Source organism: Deltaproteobacteria bacterium, from assembly GCA_016210045.1.
Taxonomy (GTDB): Bacteria; UBA10199; UBA10199.
Genome location: JACQUX010000020.1, coordinates 1 through 18,736, shown reverse-complemented (window position 1 = coordinate 18,736; position 18,736 = coordinate 1). Strand labels below are relative to the sequence as shown.

Sequence of the window (18,736 nt, the reverse complement as noted above, 5' to 3'; positions counted from 1 at the left end):
GCCTCCGCTCTCGACGCCGCTCGGCGCGCGGCGACCGATTCTGCCTGCGCCCAACTGTTGGCCGCATGGCATGCGGCGCTCCACGACCTCGCCGTGCCGCTGCACCCCGCCGGTCCCCGGCAGGCCGCAACCGCCCTCGCGCGCTCGAGCGGGGTGAGCCCCCCAACCATCCAGACCATCCAGGCCCGGCTCACGGACGCGCTCACGACGGCGGGATTTCCCGTCCACGCCGACCCCGAGGCGGCGCGGGGAGTCGCGATCCGTGCGGGGCGCACAGTCGGCCCCATCGTGGCCACCCTGCTCGCGGCCTGGCAGGAACAGCCCCCGAGTGACCGAACTGCGGAGGCCATGGCCACCGCTCTCGACGCCGCTCGCCGCGCGGCGACCGATTCTGCCAGCGCCCAACTCTTCGCCGCATGGCATGCGGCGCTCCACGACCTCGCCGTGCCGCTGCACCCCGCCGGTCCCCGGCAGGCCGCAACCGCCCTCGCGCGCTCGAGCAGTGTGAGCTGCCAAACCATCCTAACCATCCAAGCCCGGCTCACGGACGCACTCACGGCGGCGGGGATTGCCGTCCACGCCGACCCCGAGGCGGCGCGGAGCACGAGGCAGAAAGCGGCCCATGCGCGCCGGAATCGCGCCAGTAGACCAGCACCTTCATCATGAGCATTCATCGGGCTGCGTGAGAGCGCGGCGGTCGCGCGATCCAATTTCGGCAAGTCGCGAGCCAGACACGACAAGCTCTCTTTCTCATCCCCACACGATCTCCCAGTAGGCCTCTGAGGCGGGGTGGCGGTCGAGGAGGTGGAGCACGTATTGCCACAGGCCGGTGTGGAACAGCGGGTCGCTGGTCGGCGGCCACGCAGGCGTCGGCAACGCGAGATCGGCGCCCTGCAACGCGATCCATGCGGCGCGCGCCTCCGGCGGGAGTGGTTGCGTCCAGTGGCGATGGTCGTGACACGCGGCGCAGACGGCGCCGCCGTCGGCGGGGGTAAACCACGCAGCGGTTTCGGCGTTCAGCACCGTGCCACAGCGGGCGCAGCGATCCATGGTCGGCGCAAAGCCGATGTGGCGCAGCCAGTGGAGCAAGGCATGCACTAACGCACCTCGCGGGGGGCGCGCCGCGATGGCGGTGAGACCGGCTTGGGCGAGCGCGAAACGGCCCGCGGCGGTTTGATGCTCCATGCTCATCAATTCGACGAGATTGAGCCAAACGCCGGTCGCGGCAAAGCGTGGCAAGTCGTGGGGCGCGCCCGCCAAAGGCGGATCCGCCTGCGGCGGAGGCGGCAAAGGATGAAATTCATTTAACAACACGAGCGATTGTCCGGGACGCGGCGTGTAGAGCAACGTGCCGCAGCTGCCGAGTCCCAATCCGCCGCCGAAGCGGCGTTGCGACCGGCGTGCGGACGGCGCGACGCCGGCACACTTGCCATGCGTCTCGCTCAAGAACGTCACGATGCGATCCGCCTCACCCAACGCCCGGGTTCGCAGGATGATCGCTTGCGTGCGCTGGGGTTCAGCCCGCGACATACGGTTGCAGAATGGGGCGCAGTCGGGCATGCGCGGCCGGCGTGGCCTCGCTGAGCGGCCGCATGAACGCGTGGCGCAACGCGGCAGCGCAGGCGCAGTCGCGCTTGCGTGGCAGCGATGGCAACGCCGCGCGGATCAGGTGTTGCGCATGGCGGACGTTTTGTTGGATCACGGCCACGACCGATGCGGCGTCGACATCGGCCTCGCTTTGGTGCCAACAATCGTAATCAGTGGCCAACGCGATCGTCGCGAAACAAATTTCCGCTTCGCGCGCCAGTTTTGCCTCTTGGTAATTCGTCATCCCGATCACGTCGACGTTCCAGCTGCGATAGAGTCGCGATTCGGCGCGCGAGGAAAACATCGGCCCTTCGATGCAGACATACGTGCCGCCACGATGGACGGTCGTCGGAACGGACGTTGCGGCGTCGGCCAAACGCGCAGCCAAGGTGCCGCAAATCGGATCGGCAAAACTGACATGGCCGACAATCCCGTCGTGGAAAAAAGTCGACGGGCGCGACTGCGTGCGATCGATGAATTGATCAATCAATACTAAATGGCCCGGCTGAATCGCTTCTTTCATGCTGCCGACCGCCGACACCGAGACGATTTGCTCCACGCCGAGAGATTTGAGCGCCCACATATTCGCGCGGAAATTAATTTCACTCGGACTGATAGCATGGTGTCGGCCGTGCCGCGCCAGAAACGCGACGGGGACGCCGCCGAGCTCGCCGAGCCGAAACGCATCGCTCGGCGGACCATACGGCGTCTCGATCGTCCGTTCTTCACGGATCGTCAGTCCTTCCATTTGGTACAACCCGCTGCCTCCGATGATGCCGATATATGGTGTCATACTCCCCCTTTTGCGGTGGCTAGCTGCCCACACGCGGCCAAGATGTCTTGACCGCGGCTGATGCGGGTGTTCACTTGTACGTGTTTGGCGCGCAACCACTGCGCGAAGGCCTCGATCCGCGCGTCGTCGGGCCGGTCCCAACGCGCGCCGGGAAATGGATTCCATGGAATCAAGTTCACCTTCGACGGCAGCTGCGACACGATCCGCACCAGCCGTTCCGCATCGGCGTGGCTGTCGTTCACGTCGCGCAACAACAAATATTCGAAGGTGACTCGTGTCCCTTTCGCGCCGGCGCGACAAAAATCGTGACAGGCCGCCAAGATCTCCGCCAACGCGTATTTGCGGCCCATCGGGATTAGTTGGTTGCGGAGTTCGTCGGTCGTGGCGTGCAACGAAAGCGCGAGCTTCACGCCGAGTCGCTCTTCGCCTAAACGCCGGATCGCGGGCGCTAATCCCACGGTGGAGAGCGTCACGCGGCGTTTGCCGAACGCCAAGCCACGGTCGTCGATCATGATCCGGATGGCGTTCACGACGCTCTCGTAATTATGCAGCGGCTCGCCCATCCCCATCATGACAATGTTCGTGAGCCGCGTCGCGAGCGGCAGCCGCTGCTGCACGGCCAAAATTTGTCCGAGAATTTCGCCCTGCGTCAGATGGCGTTGCAATCCCATCGTGGCGGTATGACAAAACGTGCAGCCCATCGCACAGCCGGCTTGGGTGGAGATGCAGAGTGTATTGCGCGGCGTATGATCCCGGCGCACCGCCGGGATCCAGACGCTCTCGATCGTTTTGCCGTCGTGCAAACGAAACAGATATTTCGTCGTGCCGTCCGCGGACGCATGCTCCGCGGCCACTTCCGGAAGTGCACAGCTGAAACGTTCCGCCAACGCCGCGCGGACCGGTTTCGCCAAATTCGTCATGGTGTCAAACGCGGTGGAGCCGTGGCGATACAACCATTCATAGAGTTGCGACGCGACGTAGGGCGGCAGCGCCAACTCCGCCACCACTACTTGGCGGAGTTCCGGCAACGTGTAATCATGGACGGACGTCTTCATACATTGAACCGAAAGAACAGGATGTCGCCATCTTGCAACCGATATTCTTTGCCTTCCACACGCAACAAGCCCGCAGCGCGCACGGCGGCCTCCGAACCGCAGCGGATCAAGTCGTCGTAGCGATAGACTTCAGCCCGAATGAAGCCGCGTTCGAAGTCGCTGTGGATCACGCCTGCGGCCTGCGGCGCCGTGGCTCCGGCCGCAACGGTCCACGCGCGAACCTCTTTTTCACCTGCGGTAAAGAACGTCTGCAAATGCAGTAAGCGATACCCGGCGCGTGCCAAACGGTGCAGTCCCGGTTCTGCCAATCCTAAATCTTGGAGAAACGCGGCACGATCTGCCGCGTCGAGCGCGGCAATTTCGGCCTCGATCGCGCCGCAGAGCCGCACCACTTCACTCCCCTCTTCCGCCGCCAACGTCTCCAACGCCTGCACCGAATCGGGCGGCTCGCGCAGTCCCGCCTCGCTGACGTTGGCCACATAGACGACCGGCTTCGCCGTCAACAAGTGCAATTCGCGCCAGACGCGCGTCTCGTGATCGACCGCGACGCGACGCGCCGGCGTGCCGGCCTGCATCGCGGTGCGCAACGCCTCCAACACCTCGAGATCGGCAATCGCTTCTTTGTTGCCAACGCGTGCGGCTTTGCTGACGCGATCGAATTGGCGCGCGACGGCGTCCAAATCGGCCAACAGCAATTCCGTATTGATGATCTCGACGTCGTAACGCGGATCGACTTTGCCGTGGACGTGGACGACGTCCGGATCCTCGAAGCAGCGCACCACATGCGCGATGGCCTCGACGCTACGGATATGGCCGAGGAATTGGTTCCCCAGACCTTCGCCTTGACTCGCGCCCTTCACCAGTCCCGCGATGTCGAGAAATTCGACCGTCGTGGGCACAACGCTGCGTGGCTGGAAAATGGCCGCAATCCGGTCGAGCCGCTCGTCCGGGACCGGAACGACGCCGGTATTCGGGTCGATGGTGCAAAACGGATAGTTCGCCGCCGCCGCGCCGGCGTTGGTGAGTGCGTTGAAGATGGTGGACTTGCCGACGTTCGGCAGCCCGACAATGCCGCAATTGAAGCCCATGGGCGGGGGTGTGTGCCAGAGAATGGCAAGGAACGCAACGGGTAGTGGAAGACAACGTCCGTGCCCCGACAGGGCGGGGGGGGCAGCCTGCCACGCATTCCACCCTGCCGTGGTCAGTGCTCGTACCGGGGGCCGGGCGGAGGGGCCAGGGGCCCCCAGGGTACGCTATCGCGGCGGCATCGAGCCGCCACGCGCTCGCCCTCGCCGTTTTCGGCTTTAGATTGCGCAAGGAGAAAACGGCTGCGAGAGCCCCTGGGGCCCCCTGGCCCCTCCGCCCGGCGAAGACACAGTCGCCCACAATCGTTCATCTGATGTTGCCGACACACCCGAAGCGTCCGCACCTTGACAATGCGACTTTAAACGGAGGATAAGCTCGGACTGCTTGAGTTGCAGGGTGATTTAGTGGGCTGGCGTAGTGCTTGCTGCATGGTGATGGGAGGGACCGTGATTCAACATCGGACGGTGTCGCATGCGCATCGAGTTCCGCTTCGGGATGCTGGGGATTGGCGTCGGCCATCTACAGCCTCGACACCGGCTGCGCGGCTGAAGTGGCGCGCGTTGGAAAACGGTTTCCGAACCGCGGCGTTGTGGGTACGGCGCGTTGGTCAAGATGCACTGACGCAGTTCCGCGCGCCGATTGATGCGGTCGTGCAAGCGCTCATCGATGGGGGCCAATGGCTTCGCGGGCCGGAGTTGGGGTTTGCCGGCGTTGGTGGGACTTATAGGACACCATCAACGGAACGCGTCTTCGACGGCGTCTCACATATCCTGATCGACAACGGCGATTCGTTTACGATCCTGTCCGTCTCGGGCGTTGGTCCGAAGATTCGCATCTATACTGACACCCCACTGGAATTTTCTGCGCGGCTGGCGGGGATGGGGTTTTCAGATAAAGGGATTGCGTTCCAAATGCGGGCACTCCACTTGGCCTGGCGGAATGATCGGCTCCGCTCCGATCTTGCAGTGATGGACCATCCGGACTTGCCGGCGAATTGGCGGGCCACTGGCGACGTGTGTTACGTTCATGTTGAAATCGACGAAGACACCGGCAAGCTGCTCAAGTGCTCCCCGCTCGGGGCGATGGATGCCCGGCAAGTGGCCATTCTCCGACCGTGGGATTGAAGGTGGGTGGACGAGGGAATCCCCGCAGGCGGGAGCCGGAGGGAGCGCTACGGGCCCCTAATTGACGAAATTCTTATATTCTGATATTCAGATAATATGTTCCGCAAACTCAACGAGCGTAATCAAATCACGATTCCTCCCGATGTCCTAGAGTCGGTCGGCGCGGATCCGGGCGATTTCTTTGAGATCTCGACCCGCTCCGGAACAATCGTCCTGCAACCGCGGCAAGTCGCCGCCAAAGAATATCCCGACGCCGACTGGCACGCCTTCCACGCTCAGCTGCAAGAGCAAACCGCGCGAGGTGAATACACCGAATATCCGTCACCGAGTACTGCGAAGCAGCATTTTCGAAAGTTGAAAAAATAATGCGCGTTCACTTTTTCAGCTCCTTCGATCGCAGCTATAAACGCTCGCGCCCGTTGGAGCGGGGGAAAATCGAAGCGGCGGTTCGGATGCTGCTCGAGTACATCGAACGCCGGCCATCGACCCCACCCAAGGGCTTAGGCCTCAAGAAACTGCGCGGCTCGGTGTGGGAAATGCGGATCGATCTCCAGCTTCGCCTCGTCTTTACGATGGAACAGGACCTGCTCAGCTTCGTACTGGTCGGCAATCACGACGATGTCCGCCGATGGCTTCGCAAGCCCTCGTAAATGAAAACCGATCGCTCCACCACCCTACTGCGGCGCCAACAGTGCTGCCAGGGGACCGCGGATGGTGAGTGAGGCGAAGTGGTCGGATTGAGACCAGAGCGCGCTGCAGAGATTGAACGCCGGAATCCAGCCGCGTTGCGGATCGGGTTGGTCCGGTGCCACGACGACGGCGAGGCCCGGTGATTGCAACATCAGATGCGCATGCACCGCCTCCCACTGCTCTGCACGGACCGGTGCGTCGATCACGACGTCGTCGCCGTCCACGCGCAGCGGCAACGCGGGTTCTAATTGCACTTCCACGCGCGCCGCGCCGTCGAGGAGCGCATCCAACGCGGCGCGCACCGCGAAGAGCCCGGTCGCGGAGACGGGTTCCGCGTCGTCGGTATGGACGTGATAGAGAAACGTCGGAAAGGTCGAGCTAAATCCGTTGATCATGATCGTTCCCGCCGCGACGTCGTAGACCATCAGGCCCGCCCCGACCATTCGCTCGTGGTGCGGGTCGCAGAGCGCTTGATGATCGCCGTCGCCTGCCACATGAAACTCGACGCCGCAACTCGGTCGCTCCACTGCCACATATTTGTGCCACTTGCCGTCTTGCAACACGGCGCGCAGCGCCGCGCCGCTCGCGACCACGCGCACCGGGACGCCGTCGTTCCGCCACGTCAACTGCGCGGCCCGCGCCGCCGGCGGCAACGTGGCGACGAAACAATCGGGACCGATGCGATGCCGCGTCTCACCATGCTGCCACGGATGACTCATGACATCGACTAAGCCACGCATCACACAGGAGGCCTGAGCCGGCCATTTGGTAGAAGGATACGCGCCAACACGCTGAGGGGTCCGCCGGATCGGCGGGGAGGAAGGACGCTGCTTCGTGGACCGCGGGGCCTCGAATCGCATAAGTTTCTGAGTCAAGACGTATACGCATTCCGTTCGACAACGCAACCGGAGATTTTATGGATTTGGTCATACTACGGATCGCACGCACCGGCTCATAGCGGTGAGAAGCAACTTTTCCGCGGCGTGGTCGATGAGTCTTGTGGAGACGCCTTGAGTATGAGCAACATTTCCGTCCGCATTCCATTGGAAGTGCATGGCCGATTTCATCAATGGCTGCAAACCCACGACCAACGCCCACCGCAAACCACGATCGAACTCATGATGGGGCACCCTGCCTCGCGTCAGCGCCCGCAGCGTTGGCACAGTGCGCCGTTTCATGGATACCAACGCGGAGTTCGTTTTGCGCGCCACCTCGGCTTTCGGCCCGACGCGACCACAGATTTGCGTGGCTTTTCCGATCGTGCAGGCGTGGTCATGGTTGCTGCAAAGGACAATCGTAACGCGCAGCAACCGACGTGGTATGTGGGCACGGAGGTCGAAGGCAGTTTGGAACTGTATCAGTTGCACACCACGCCACGGATCGATGCTGAGCGTTTATGCACGGAGGCCAGTCTATTCTCATACTGGCCGATTCCCTATCGCCAGGATGGGCATGAAACAAGCACCCTGGATCGCCTACCCCAATCGCTCTGCACTCACATGCGTTGGCAGCTCCATGACGCAGCAGCGGGACAGGCGCCGCAGAGCCAGCGCCAGCTCTTTAGCGGCGGCCCATTTGCCCCACTAGAGTCCTGTACGGCGTCACTTCAGTTGGCCCGAGCCATCGTCCATGCGCCACTCTCTTCGCGCAACTGGTTTTCGTCACATGAGAGGACAATCTATTACACGGCCATGATCCTCTCTGCCGCATTGATTGCCAAACAAGTGACCGACAACCAGATCCTCGGGGTCTTGACCGGCGTCGGGAGTTTCGCCGCCGGCTACTTCGGCCGACATTGGCAATTGCAGCGGCATAACAAACAGTCCAACCATGAACCACGCGCGCAGTTGATTGCGGCCTATCTGCAGACCCATGGCACGACGTATTGTAGGAAAATGTTGAAGGCCCTTCACGAAGCACATCCCAGTATCGGATATCGAGAATGGGCCGACACCATGCAATGGATGTATCAGCAGCAGCGTCTCGAGGCCACATTGGGACAAGAGTTAGTGTACATCGAGCCGGCAGCTCAGCCGCGATTCGATGGCCTGATCGCGATGGGGGTCCGTCTCCGGGCCGTGCCGACGCACAGCAGCGAATCCCGTCGCCATCTCACGATATTGGAGCAAGCCACGGCAACAGCACAGCCGGCGGGCGCAAGATAACGCCGCGCCCCGAGGTTATTGTTGTTGATAGCCCAGCACCAGGCAACTTTTTCTGCGCTGAGCCGACATCAGGGCGTCGTCAGCACGGCGCTCGACTCGCACGTCACAAACACGGTGAAATCCTGCACAGCACTCGGCGGCCCGTATGCGGACAACCAGCGGACTCCGACGGCCACGCGCATTTGGATTTCCAGACGCCGCAGCTGCCCTTCCCAGACCTCCAACGTTGAGCGCGCGTCAGATGCCGCATGGCGCTGTTCGCGCAACCGCTGCAATGGCTCCCGCTGCGTCGGCGAATAGAGCTCCGGATGTAGTTCGGCCCACTTCATCACACGCTGCGTAGCCGATGCCTCGTAATTGAGATACCGTTCATACGAAGCCAACGTCGGATCTTCTGCGGACAGCCGCGCAAAGACGGATGCCGATCGGAAATCCATGAGCATTTCAAAGGTCAATCGCTCCCGATCTGCCGCCGTCCCGCTCGCGCGCAACGCAAGGCGATAGTGGGCCAGTGGCACGGCTAACTGTTTCGTGATTTGCTCGCTGAGTTCGCCGATCTCTTTCTCGATCGTGACGATCTGGTCGTGCGCGCGCTGCCGGAGAGCCGCGATTTCCGCGAGACCACTGTGTTGCAGCACGGCGCGGTCGGCGGGGTGCCACTGCTGCAGACGTTCACGGAGTTGGTCGATGAGGGCAAGTCGCCGTTGCGTATCGCGCTGCAGGGTCGCGTTGGGCAATGCGTCGACGGGAAGCTCGTGCGGTGTGGCCCAGAGGACTTCTAGCGACCGATCCAATATCGCGGCGCGACCGGGTTGTCGAGCATCGGCTGCCAACACATCCAACAAAAATGCCTCGGAGGTGCGCAACGGCACATCCTTGGTCGGATCCTGCAAGAGTGCCCGATCATGCGCGCGCCCCAGATCCGGCTCCGGCGCATGGAGTCGTTCGCCGGACATGACGGAGCGGCCCGTCAACGCTTCCGTCATCCGTCGTTCGTACCCATCATACCGCTCTTCCGTGACGAACGACGTGCAGCCCGCGGCCGTCGTGTCCGCCGTGATCGCGGTAAAACCACAGATCGCGTGCGCATCCTTGTGGGGAAATCCTTGTCATAACGCCATCGACGTCTTCTTTCACCACATCGGGAGGGCGTGTGGATGCATTCTCGGGCATCAACCCGCTGCCGAAAAGTTCTATCGAGGCCACGCGCGGAAGGTCGTGCAGATATGCACTCAGCCGGACGGCCTGGAGATATTGTGAATAGTGGTTACCACTGGGACCGCCCCCACCACTGATAAAAAGCACACGCGATTCATCGCCCATATATTTTCCTTGATCGGGGTCGTCACCTCGCATCCTATGCTTCGCCAAAGCACAAGAAAAGTTGCGTCCATGAAAGCGACAACAAGGCCGGTCGATATCAGGCAACTTTTTCTGCGCGGGGCCGATAAGGAAGCCATTAGCTTTGATGCCCATTGCGGGGCGGCTGGAACGCGGGCACGGCGAAACTTGTGAGGGGCACTGGCGTGATACATCGTAAGCAGCGACTCCCAGCATCATGGCAGCGACCACGTCCGCCGCTCGACCGCTCGCTAAGCGTCGTGCAGAGAACGCACGCGCGGCGGGGACAGCGCAACGGCGACGCGTTCCGGGCCAAGGATGCGCCGGCATCGCCTCGCCTCAACTTGTTTGTCCCATGGTGCGGGCGGCGGCTGGGTGTGCCGCTGCTGACGTTGCTGCTCGTCGCCGGCTGCAACAAGCCGACGGAGCAACAGGCGTTCGACGAGCGCGTCACCGCCTTTTACGACGCCCAGCAGCCAATTCACGCCGCATGGGCGGCCATTCAGGACGGAACGGCACACTTGCGCACCGGTGAGTGGAGCGCCGCCGCCAGTGCCTATGCGCGCGCACGGCACTTGGCGCGCGAAGCCCGCGAGACTGCCAACGCGATCCTGGACAAAGGCCATTCGCTCTCGAGCGATCAGGACGAACGGGACGCGGAGACGCGAGCCAAGGCGAACGCGTGGTTAGTGGAGCGCCAAGCGGGACGGCTGGTCCGCGACGCCGGATTACTACAAGGATACACGTGGCTCGCGGCGGCACAGCGTGGTGCATTGACGAACTCAATAGTGCAAACCGCGTGGTACTACCAAATGGCGGCGCTGGCGTTTCGCGCCACGGCGCAGGATTTGGCGCTCCCGACGATCACGTCGGAGGAAACGTCACCGGCCATCGCACGTCTCTTAGCGGCCTACACCGCGTTGCCCCACTCCCACGGCTCTGACTCCGCGGATCCCTTCGTCACCGAATTTAAGCATTACATCCGTGACGAACGTTTGCACGCCTTGAGCCCCGTCGCGTACGTGGAGGACACCCTCACGCGGGCGCTGTTGCCGCACCTCAGTGATGACAGCGATCTCGGCATCCGCGCCAGTGTGCTACAACCGTTTTTTCGCAGATTGGACCTGATGTTGGTCGAGGGGCTTGTGGATCCCGCGGCCATTCTGAAACAGGAGGCGCGGCAATGAATCGACTGCGACTCCCCCCGGCGGCGTCAGCCCGCGTGCGCAGGACACGCCGCGCCGCGGTCCAAGCGCTCGTACAACAGGAACGCATGGCTGGACAACGCGGCCACCAACAGACCACGACGCGCTTTGAGCGGACACGCCACGCGGTCTCGCCACGGACCGCACGGTCTCCATCGGCCCTCGCACATGTCGGATCGCCGGGCATTGCCAGCGGGATCGCCGTGCTGGCCACGTTGGCCGCGCCGCTGGCCCAGGCGGACACGTTCAGCCTCATGCATCCGCCGTTCCCGAGCGCCGATGCCAGCGGTTACGACGTGGACGGCGATTTTGCGCTGGACGCGCGCACGCCGGCCTATTGTGAAGATCCGGACACGTCGGCGGAACCACCGTGCGATCACTACGAATTGCGCGATATCTTGGGGAAGACGACGGTCGGAGGGGTCTGCCTGCTTGCTGCTGCGGTTGCATGGTACCATAGCCGATGGTTCTATCCGTATTGGAAGAAAGCGCGGATCGAGCGCCCATTGTATGACGGGCTCAGGATCCTCCAGTATGATGCGAATCCTGGCGACGGACGTCGACTGCAGCGCGATGTCAGACGCGCGCGACGGGCGGCGACGGAACTGACCATGACACGCCTCTGGTGCAACAACGCCACGATACGCGCGGCCCATGGGGGCGATCTGCTGGCGTGGGATGTCGCACTGCGCGGCGGGCTGCTGCTCTATTGGTACGACTTTCACTACGATTCGGGCGTGCGTGGCAGTTACTTTCTTGATGTGGCGGATCACGCGCAACGGGCTGCGAACGCCTCCGCGAGTGCAGTCATGCAACATCTGGCGGACCGCTTCACGGCGACTCACGCCCTGCTCAACGGCGAACTCGCCGCTTTCCTCGGGACGCATCCACACTTCGACGTCCTGGATTTTTCCCGTTGGCTGGAACAATATGGCATCGACCGCTCATTGCAGCAGGAACCGAATTTCCATGGTCCCCGAGATTTCAACGCCCTCCGGACGCACCTCACCGCGCGTATCCAGGAGGCGATCAGCTTGCTCCGCGCGCGCACGGCCACGAACGACACCGTTGCTACTGCGGCGGCTATTCAAACGCTCGCTGCGACGTTGAACGCCCACGTGACAACCGCGAGGCCGCTCGTCGACCGCATCGGCAGCGCATTGCAGGCCGCCGGCAATAACGAAGCCACACTCGCGGCCATTCTCGTCACGGCGCTGGACGACATCTTGGAGACACAGACCTACGCCGATTGGGAGCGGATCGTCGGGCTGGTCCGCAATCGTATCGCGGATATTCAATCGCCGGAGGCGCCGTTGTTGCTCGGCGCACGCCTCGACGTGCTCGAGGCGGCCGTGCAGGTCACTCGCGCGGGCGGCGCGGGTGACCGCACCGCGGAAGTGGATCTGGGACCGATCATGACGGCCATCGCGCAATTCGAGCAGCGTGGCGGGATCCAGCCGATCGATGACATGGCGCCGTGGCTGAGAAGGCAATATCGAGCGACTGGGCGTGGCCCAGTGTTCGACTCTCGCAGTGGGCTTGTACGTCTCTCCGCCGACCTCCGTGAGGCCCAACTGCGGTATCGCCGCGCCCATCCGTTGCCGGTCGAGCCGGAATCCAATAGCGCACCGCCACTGCCTCCGCCCGCTGCTGCGACCCATGCGTCCGCTCCGCCCAGCACAACGACTTCGTTGACTGCGCTGGAGCGCTCGGCGTTGGCGGCATTATTGCCGAGCGGGGGATTGCAGCTTATCGCTCGCTCCGGCACTTTCGAACGGGAACGCCACGCGCGCATCGCCGCGCTCGACGCCACGTTAGCCGAGTTCCCGGACCACGGCGCCGCGGCGCTGACCCACGCCCGACTGCGTGTCGTCCGTGAAGCGGTCTTGCTGCATGCCGGATCGCCCAACGCACTCGACCGCCGTGTCGCGGAGTTGGCGCTGTTCCCCAAAAACGGTACGGCTGTGGACTTCCAGGCCTGGCTGCGAGCGACGAGCACGCCTCAGCAAACCTCTTTCGTGAACCTACTCGCCGATTTCGTCACGGCTGCGTACGGCACGTTGCCCGCCGCGACAACCCACGCGCGCGATTGCGGCGTGTACCAGGCGATGACTCAGGGCATGGCTATCGAACGCCGCGCCGTGGCCCGCGCCGTGACCTTCTTCGTGCGCGGCGCGACGCTCGCGCCGCCGCCGACTGCGACGACCCCAACCGACGGCAATACCGCGACGCCCGACGCGATCGAAACGCGACGCCCGGCGCATCGCATCGCCGCCGAGCGGTTCGGCCGTGGCGGACCGCATTCCGCGGCGGCTGTGCGCACGTTGCTGCAGGCCGCGCAACGACTCGACGACATCCGCCAACCGCACGAGGCCGTGCGACTCCGACTCCTGGCCGCGTATTTCGAATGGCGGATCGGCTATCCCGACCAACAGCTCGCCGCACGCGTCGCAACACTTGCGGAGATGCCGCAAGGAGATCCGGAAGCGATCATGCGTTGGCTCGATAGCTTGCACGCCGTAGAGGGCGTGACGCTTGACCACGCCGACGGCACATCCGGCGCGCGGATCGGGACGTTCAATAACTCGCCGCTCGCCGATCTGGCGGATGTCATGCGCGACGCCACGCTGCCACGGTACGGGCGCGAGACCCAAGCGCGCGACGTGGCAGCGGCGCGATCGAACCCGGCACTCCCGGTCCGATCGCACGACTTGGCGCCGCTCTTTGCCGATTTGACCGAGTCGCGTCGCATTGCCCAAGTCGGCGTCGAAACCGCGGCCCGACTGCTCGCGCACGCCGACGCCGCGACGCAACGGCTCGCCGCCCCGGCACTGCGCGCGGCCGTCGCCCGGCTCCACGCCCTCCCGAAGTCACGCGACCTGCTGCAACTCGCGCTCGTCGCCGAGGCCGTCGCCGCCGAGGCCGGCGAACACGATGCCCCCGTTGAAGCCCGTATCCGGACCTATCTCGATGCGTTTCCGGGGCAGGGGCCGAAAGAGTTGATCCGTTGGCTCACGGAACTCCACCTGATGGAAAACGCGACTGATCGTCCGCCGTTCGTGGTCTTCTTGCGCCTCGTCGACCGCACGCTGCTGGCGCATATGCCGTCGTTCGCCGACTTGGAAGAACCCGCGACGGCCCCCGAGGCGCAAGCCCTCACGTTGCCGCAGCCGCCGCGCGTTCCGACCCCGATCGCCGAACATTGGTTGTGGCAGCCGATCGCCGCGACCCTGCGCACCGTGTGGGCGGGAGATCCTACGACTGACCCGTCCCTTGAGGCGCTCCGCACGGCGATCCTCGCGATCGACTTCGCGCACGTTCCCGACGCGGTTGGGATGGCGCTGGGAGCGGCCTCCCGTGATGCCAATGGCTATACGCTGCTGCGGATCTTGCGCGACGACTGCGACGTCGCTGCGGTGGCGCAAGTGCTCGAACGGCTGGACTCCGGAGGAGAGCGCCGATGATCTCGCTGCCCCTCCGCACCCTTGTCGCCTACGCGCAGCTGCCGGCGCCGCGCGATCCATGCCTGGACCACGGCGTGCGGATCGAGGATGATCAACCGCCGCCTCAATTCCACGGCGATCGCGACGCCAACACGCGCGGCCTCCAGTTGCGGATCGAAGAGCCGGCCGCGCTCGCCGGGCTCTGCCCGCTCGACACCGATCGGAACGGCGTCATCAATGCGCAAGACTTCCGCGCGACGATCGACGACACCGCGCGCGACCGCATGATCACGAGCGTCGCCGCGACCTTGGCCCAAGTTTACGGCAACGCCGTGGCCACGCCCCAATTTGCCGAAGGCGTCAAAGAGCTATTCGCCCTCTATCCGCAACTCCACGCCACGGACGAGACGCTGCTCACGCTGAAACTCCATGCCACGGACGAGGCAGTGTTCACGCTAACGCCTGCCCCCAAATCCAATTGGCACAACCGCCTGGTCCCGACCCGCGCCGCCGTGCAGCGCGTCTTCTACCAGCCGCGCAAAATGCACCTCCCCGCGACGACGACGTTCCAAGCGAACTTGCTCGGTCAAGCGAAGCTCGAATCCCTGGCACGACGCATCGATCGGATGGTCAGATCGCTCTATTTCGATGGCCGCCAAATACCGCTGGTCTACGGAGGCATCAGCTATTTTTCGTTGCAACAACCGGCGGCACTGGAACGTGCCGTCGATCGCGTGCGCGTCCGCTGGATGCGCACGATCTCGCAACTCCGCCAGTTCTATGACATCGGCTGCGGCGACAAAGACTGCTATCCACCGCTCAGTTTCGCGTGGCTCCAGCAACATCATCAGCCGCATATCGGCGTGCTCGAACCGGCACTCGGGCCCGTCCTCTGGCTCACCTGGCCCCCAGCCTGGCTGCCCACACCGCGATGACCGCCGCCCACTTTCCCCTTCCCTGACCGCACGCCCGCGTGTTAGGTCGCGGCCGCGCGATGTGACGGCAAAATGCCGTCAATCGCTCATCACAGGAGAATGCCATGTCAGGACTGCGCCAGCTACGACGATCCATTGCCGACGCCCATCACTTGCGACACGCCACGCGCGCCGGAAATGCCGCCGCCGCAACGCGTTTGCGCAGCCGCCATCCGGGGATAGCGGCCGTCGCACCGCCCCGCGGAGCGGCATTGCAACTCATGCGGGACGCGTCGCAGCCAACGGGCGTGCGCTGCCGCGATCGCGGCGCGTCAGCGGCCGTCTCGTGGGGCCGCGCTGCGGGCTTGGCGTTGACGATCGGCGCCGGATTCATGGTCGGCCTGTCGGAGGCACGCGCCGCTGGCGCGGACCAAGTTGATACACCACAAGTCGACGCGTTCGGCCTGTCACCGTATTTGCTTGGACTCTATTACTTAGGTGCATTGGCCATGCAAGGCATCGACGCTGTCTTCGCCAATTGGCGCCGCGCGATCACTTGGCCACTCGATGTCGTCGGCAAGACCGTGGGCGGGATCGCCGATGGGATCGGCCTCGCTGCCGCCGCGCGGGCCAGCGAACAACGCGGACTCTTTTTTGCGAATGTCTTCGCCGGCAGTGCACACGGCGTCGCCGCCGCCCTCCGCCCCTCCGGCCCGATCCGCAATGCGGCGCTGGCGCCACAACGAGTCAGGCCGCGCAACACGCAACACACCATCGCCTCCGGATTGGCCGCCGCCGCCAGCTTCCTGCGCGCCGGACGTCTACTGTCGGCCGCTGCAGTGCTCAATCTCACGCGGTGGAAAGTGAACCATACCGCGTCACCGGAGACACTCGATCATCTCGACTTGCTCCGCGCGCTAGTCCGCGAACAAGCGCGGAATTGGGCCGGCGCGACGCGCACCATCGTTTGGTCCCGCAGCGAATATGGCCCCGACGTCCATTTCCCAACCGAGACCCACACGACCCGTCAGTGGCTCCGCGAACTCGTTGCGGACGGCGCCATCCTCTCGATCGCCGACAAACTCCACTTGCGCACCTTCGATGCCCTGCTCGAAGATTACTCCGCCGTGCGCGCCGTCCTCGCCGCCAACGTCCCGGCATAACGCGGGGAACTGCATAAATGTGGATTCGCGGCACGAGATGTTGCCATACATTTTTTACGCAACTTTTCAACTCGGCGGACGATAATCGGATATGCGGCTTCACCGAAGACAGCAGCATTCTGCAGGACATGCCCGTCGTTTTTCGGGGCGTGGACCGGTGTACGCGCGGCAGGAACGGAACGCCGTGCCAGGGATGCCCACCCCCACTGGCCCCGGTGCCGGGGGCGTGTCATCGTCGGCGCGCGCAAAACGTCTGGGCGATCTCGCCCCGCAGTTACGCGCGATCGATCCGGCCACGAGCGACAGCGCCCGGTTGCGGGCGGTGCTCCAGCGCACTGATTGGCATCCGGTGCGGGTCAATAGTCGCATGTTCGATCCGATTCTCGGTGATGCGCGCTACCACCGCGTGTTTGCCGCGCTCGAGACGATGGCCCGCGGCGGGCCCACGCTCGCGGCGCTGGGCGTGGATTTTCATCTCGCGCCGGATGTGCGGTTAGCCTCGCCCGCCGAGTTGGCCCGGGCGGTGGGTGATGACACATACGCCGTGCTGCTGCTCGAACACGTGGCCTACGTCGTGCGCCGCGCACAGATTCCACCGGCCCTGGCGCGCGACATCCCAGACGACGCGAGCGATCCCCTGCTGCGTCGTGTGCGTCCCGTGCGCGTGGATCCCACGCTGCCGGTGGTGCCCCCCTCCGTGGACACCACGCTGCCGTTGCCGCCCCGATGGTCCGACGACCCGGGGCCGCTCGATCTCACCGACTTTCTGGCGGCCACGCGCGCGTATTGGCACGAGGGACTGGCGGCGGAGCACCTCGCGCCCTTCGCGCCGCTGCCCACGCTGCACGCATGGCTCGAGGCGCGCCGCGCAGGGTTGCATCCGATGGATCTGGTGCGCCTGCGCCAATTGCTCGGCCAACTCATGACCGCGCCGAATCGACAGGGCTGTGTCACCAGCGGTCAACAGCTGGCCTGGCGCGATCAGTTGCTCGGGCATCTGGCGGAAATTGTCCAGCGAGCGGCGGTGCTCGACGATTTTGCCGCCGTGCGCGATGAAGATCCGCGCATGCTGGTCCTTGTGGAACCGCAACTCACGACCGGCGACACCCGCCACAGTGCGGATGCGCTCATCGGCTGGCTCGATGCCACGACGCGCACGTTGCACGTGGTCGCCCTCTACGAACAATCGACCGGCCCCGGCGGCGAATCCCGCAGCGCGGCACAACATCGCGCGAACCTCGAGCGCCGCTTCGCCGCGACGGGCGCGCGGCTCACCCACGCCGTCGGCGAGTGGGCGCAGGTCGCCGTGGATGTGACGCAGGCGACGCCCGAGAGTTGGTCGCTCCCCGAGGCCGTGGCGGGCGATCTGCGCGCGACCGCCGATGCCATCTGGCGGGAGGCGAGCGCCTGGAGCGGCCTGCAGCAGGGGGTCGCGGGAACGGTGTCAACGGAGATGCTGCGATACCTGCGGGCGGGCGCGACGGGAGCCACAGTCGCCGGGGTCGTCGCAAAACACGTCCTCGACACCACGTGGGCGGCATGGGACCGGCGCGCCGCGCAGAGCGGCCTGCGCGAGGTCGTCTGGGTGCGCGAGCAGTGGCGCGTGCATGCTGCGGTCGCCCCCGCCCCAGTCGCCGCGTTTCTGCGGATATACGTCCAACTCCTGGACCATCTGGCGCAGGAGCTCCATCCGGATGCGCTCCTCCGCGGATGGTCTATGGAGATCGATGGGGAAAACGATGTGAAAATTGCAACAATCCGCGCGGCATTACAGGACCGCGCTATTCCATATTGGCCAGCTAAAAAAGCGGTCGCGATCGATGAGGCCCGCTTCCTCGCGACGGCGCGGACGGTGGCCACGACGCTCACCACGGCGCGAAGTCGGCAGGCCTTTGCGGATGCCGTTTGGGCGGCCTACTGTGAGGGCCTTGAGCCGGCGGCATGCCCTAGCCAATCAGCATTTCGGCAGCGATTGGCAAAGACGACGGAGACTTCCCCGCTGGGGCTGATCCTGGCGGCAACGCCGCTTGTCGAGCGACGAGCTCTCGTCGCGATCGATGAGGCCCGCTTCCTCGCGACGGCGCGGACGGTGGCCGCGTCGCTCACCACGGCGCGAAGTCGGCGGGCCTTTGCGGATGCCGTTTGGGCGGCCTACTGTGAGGGCCTTGAG

The 18,736-nt window shown here is 64.4% G+C and carries 17 protein-coding genes; 10 read left to right on the top strand and 7 right to left on the bottom strand.

The window, feature by feature from the left end; genetic code table 11:
* Positions 1-666: hypothetical protein (locus HY696_06380; protein ID MBI4238029.1), on the top strand; the 666-nt coding region annotated here is incomplete at its 5' end.
* Positions 667-750: 84 nt separating this feature from the next.
* Here HY696_06380 and recO read toward each other — a convergent pair.
* Genes recO through ychF form a run of 4 tightly spaced genes read right to left on the bottom strand, consistent with a single transcriptional unit; the run spans position 751 to position 4,523 of the window.
* Positions 751-1,530, bottom strand: a complete 780-nt coding sequence (recO, locus tag HY696_06375) for a DNA repair protein RecO (protein MBI4238028.1) — start codon at positions 1,528-1,530, stop codon at positions 751-753.
* Positions 1,517-2,380: an S-methyl-5'-thioadenosine phosphorylase gene (mtnP, locus tag HY696_06370; GenBank protein MBI4238027.1), complete on the bottom strand. Its 864-nt coding sequence runs from the start codon at positions 2,378-2,380 to the stop codon at positions 1,517-1,519. Before mtnP ends, recO begins: the two co-directional genes overlap by 14 nt.
* On the bottom strand, positions 2,377-3,435 hold the full coding sequence (rlmN, locus tag HY696_06365) for a 23S rRNA (adenine(2503)-C(2))-methyltransferase RlmN (protein MBI4238026.1): 1,059 nt from the start codon (positions 3,433-3,435) through the stop codon (positions 2,377-2,379). The genes mtnP and rlmN overlap by 4 nt, the downstream gene beginning before the upstream one ends.
* The gene (ychF, locus tag HY696_06360) at positions 3,432-4,523 is read right to left on the bottom strand and encodes a redox-regulated ATPase YchF (GenBank protein MBI4238025.1); all 1,092 of its coding nucleotides are present in this window, start codon (positions 4,521-4,523) and stop codon (positions 3,432-3,434) included. Before ychF ends, rlmN begins: the two co-directional genes overlap by 4 nt.
* 444 nt (positions 4,524-4,967) lie before the next feature.
* Between ychF and HY696_06355 the strand changes: the two genes are divergently transcribed.
* The 3 genes from HY696_06355 (at position 4,968) to HY696_06345 (ending at position 6,295) form a co-directional block, all read left to right on the top strand.
* The gene (locus HY696_06355; protein MBI4238024.1) at positions 4,968-5,645 is read left to right on the top strand and encodes a hypothetical protein; all 678 of its coding nucleotides are present in this window, start codon (positions 4,968-4,970) and stop codon (positions 5,643-5,645) included.
* A 96-nt stretch (positions 5,646-5,741) separates the two neighbouring features.
* Positions 5,742-6,011 (top strand): AbrB/MazE/SpoVT family DNA-binding domain-containing protein, encoded by a 270-nt coding sequence (locus HY696_06350; GenBank protein ID MBI4238023.1) that lies wholly within the window; start codon positions 5,742-5,744, stop codon positions 6,009-6,011.
* Positions 6,011-6,295, top strand: a complete 285-nt coding sequence (locus HY696_06345; GenBank protein MBI4238022.1) for a hypothetical protein — start codon at positions 6,011-6,013, stop codon at positions 6,293-6,295. The genes HY696_06350 and HY696_06345 overlap by 1 nt, the downstream gene beginning before the upstream one ends.
* Positions 6,296-6,319: 24 nt before the next feature.
* Here the strand turns inward: HY696_06345 and HY696_06340 are convergent, their stop codons facing one another.
* A complete protein-coding gene (locus HY696_06340) occupies positions 6,320-7,078 on the bottom strand; it encodes a hypothetical protein (GenBank protein ID MBI4238021.1) in 759 nt (252 codons plus the stop codon).
* Positions 7,079-7,351: 273 nt separating this feature from the next.
* Between HY696_06340 and HY696_06335 the strand changes: the two genes are divergently transcribed.
* Complete coding sequence (locus HY696_06335) at positions 7,352-8,500, top strand: hypothetical protein (GenBank protein MBI4238020.1); 1,149 nt, start codon at positions 7,352-7,354, stop codon at positions 8,498-8,500.
* Positions 8,501-8,568: 68 nt separating this feature from the next.
* On the opposite strand, the gene HY696_06330 is transcribed toward HY696_06335, so the two are convergent.
* On the bottom strand, positions 8,569-9,486 hold the full coding sequence (locus tag HY696_06330; GenBank protein ID MBI4238019.1) for a hypothetical protein: 918 nt from the start codon (positions 9,484-9,486) through the stop codon (positions 8,569-8,571).
* A 16-nt stretch (positions 9,487-9,502) separates the two neighbouring features.
* Positions 9,503-9,976 carry a hypothetical protein gene (locus tag HY696_06325; GenBank protein MBI4238018.1) on the bottom strand — a complete coding sequence of 158 codons (474 nt, stop codon included), beginning with the start codon at positions 9,974-9,976 and terminating at the stop codon, positions 9,503-9,505.
* Positions 9,977-10,026: 50 nt separating this feature from the next.
* On the opposite strand from HY696_06325, the gene HY696_06320 reads away from it, so the two are divergent.
* The 5 genes from HY696_06320 to HY696_06300 form a co-directional block, all read left to right on the top strand.
* Positions 10,027-11,028 carry a hypothetical protein gene (locus tag HY696_06320; protein MBI4238017.1) on the top strand — a complete coding sequence of 334 codons (1,002 nt, stop codon included), beginning with the start codon at positions 10,027-10,029 and terminating at the stop codon, positions 11,026-11,028.
* The gene (locus tag HY696_06315) at positions 11,025-14,510 is read left to right on the top strand and encodes a hypothetical protein (protein ID MBI4238016.1); all 3,486 of its coding nucleotides are present in this window, start codon (positions 11,025-11,027) and stop codon (positions 14,508-14,510) included. Before HY696_06320 ends, HY696_06315 begins: the two co-directional genes overlap by 4 nt.
* Positions 14,507-15,424: a hypothetical protein gene (locus HY696_06310; protein ID MBI4238015.1), complete on the top strand. Its 918-nt coding sequence runs from the start codon at positions 14,507-14,509 to the stop codon at positions 15,422-15,424. Before HY696_06315 ends, HY696_06310 begins: the two co-directional genes overlap by 4 nt.
* A 104-nt stretch (positions 15,425-15,528) precedes the next feature.
* Positions 15,529-16,566 (top strand): hypothetical protein, encoded by a 1,038-nt coding sequence (locus HY696_06305; GenBank protein MBI4238014.1) that lies wholly within the window; start codon positions 15,529-15,531, stop codon positions 16,564-16,566.
* Between the two features lie 226 nt (positions 16,567-16,792).
* Positions 16,793-18,736 (top strand): hypothetical protein (locus tag HY696_06300; protein MBI4238013.1); only part of this gene is annotated, 1,944 nt, incomplete at its 3' end.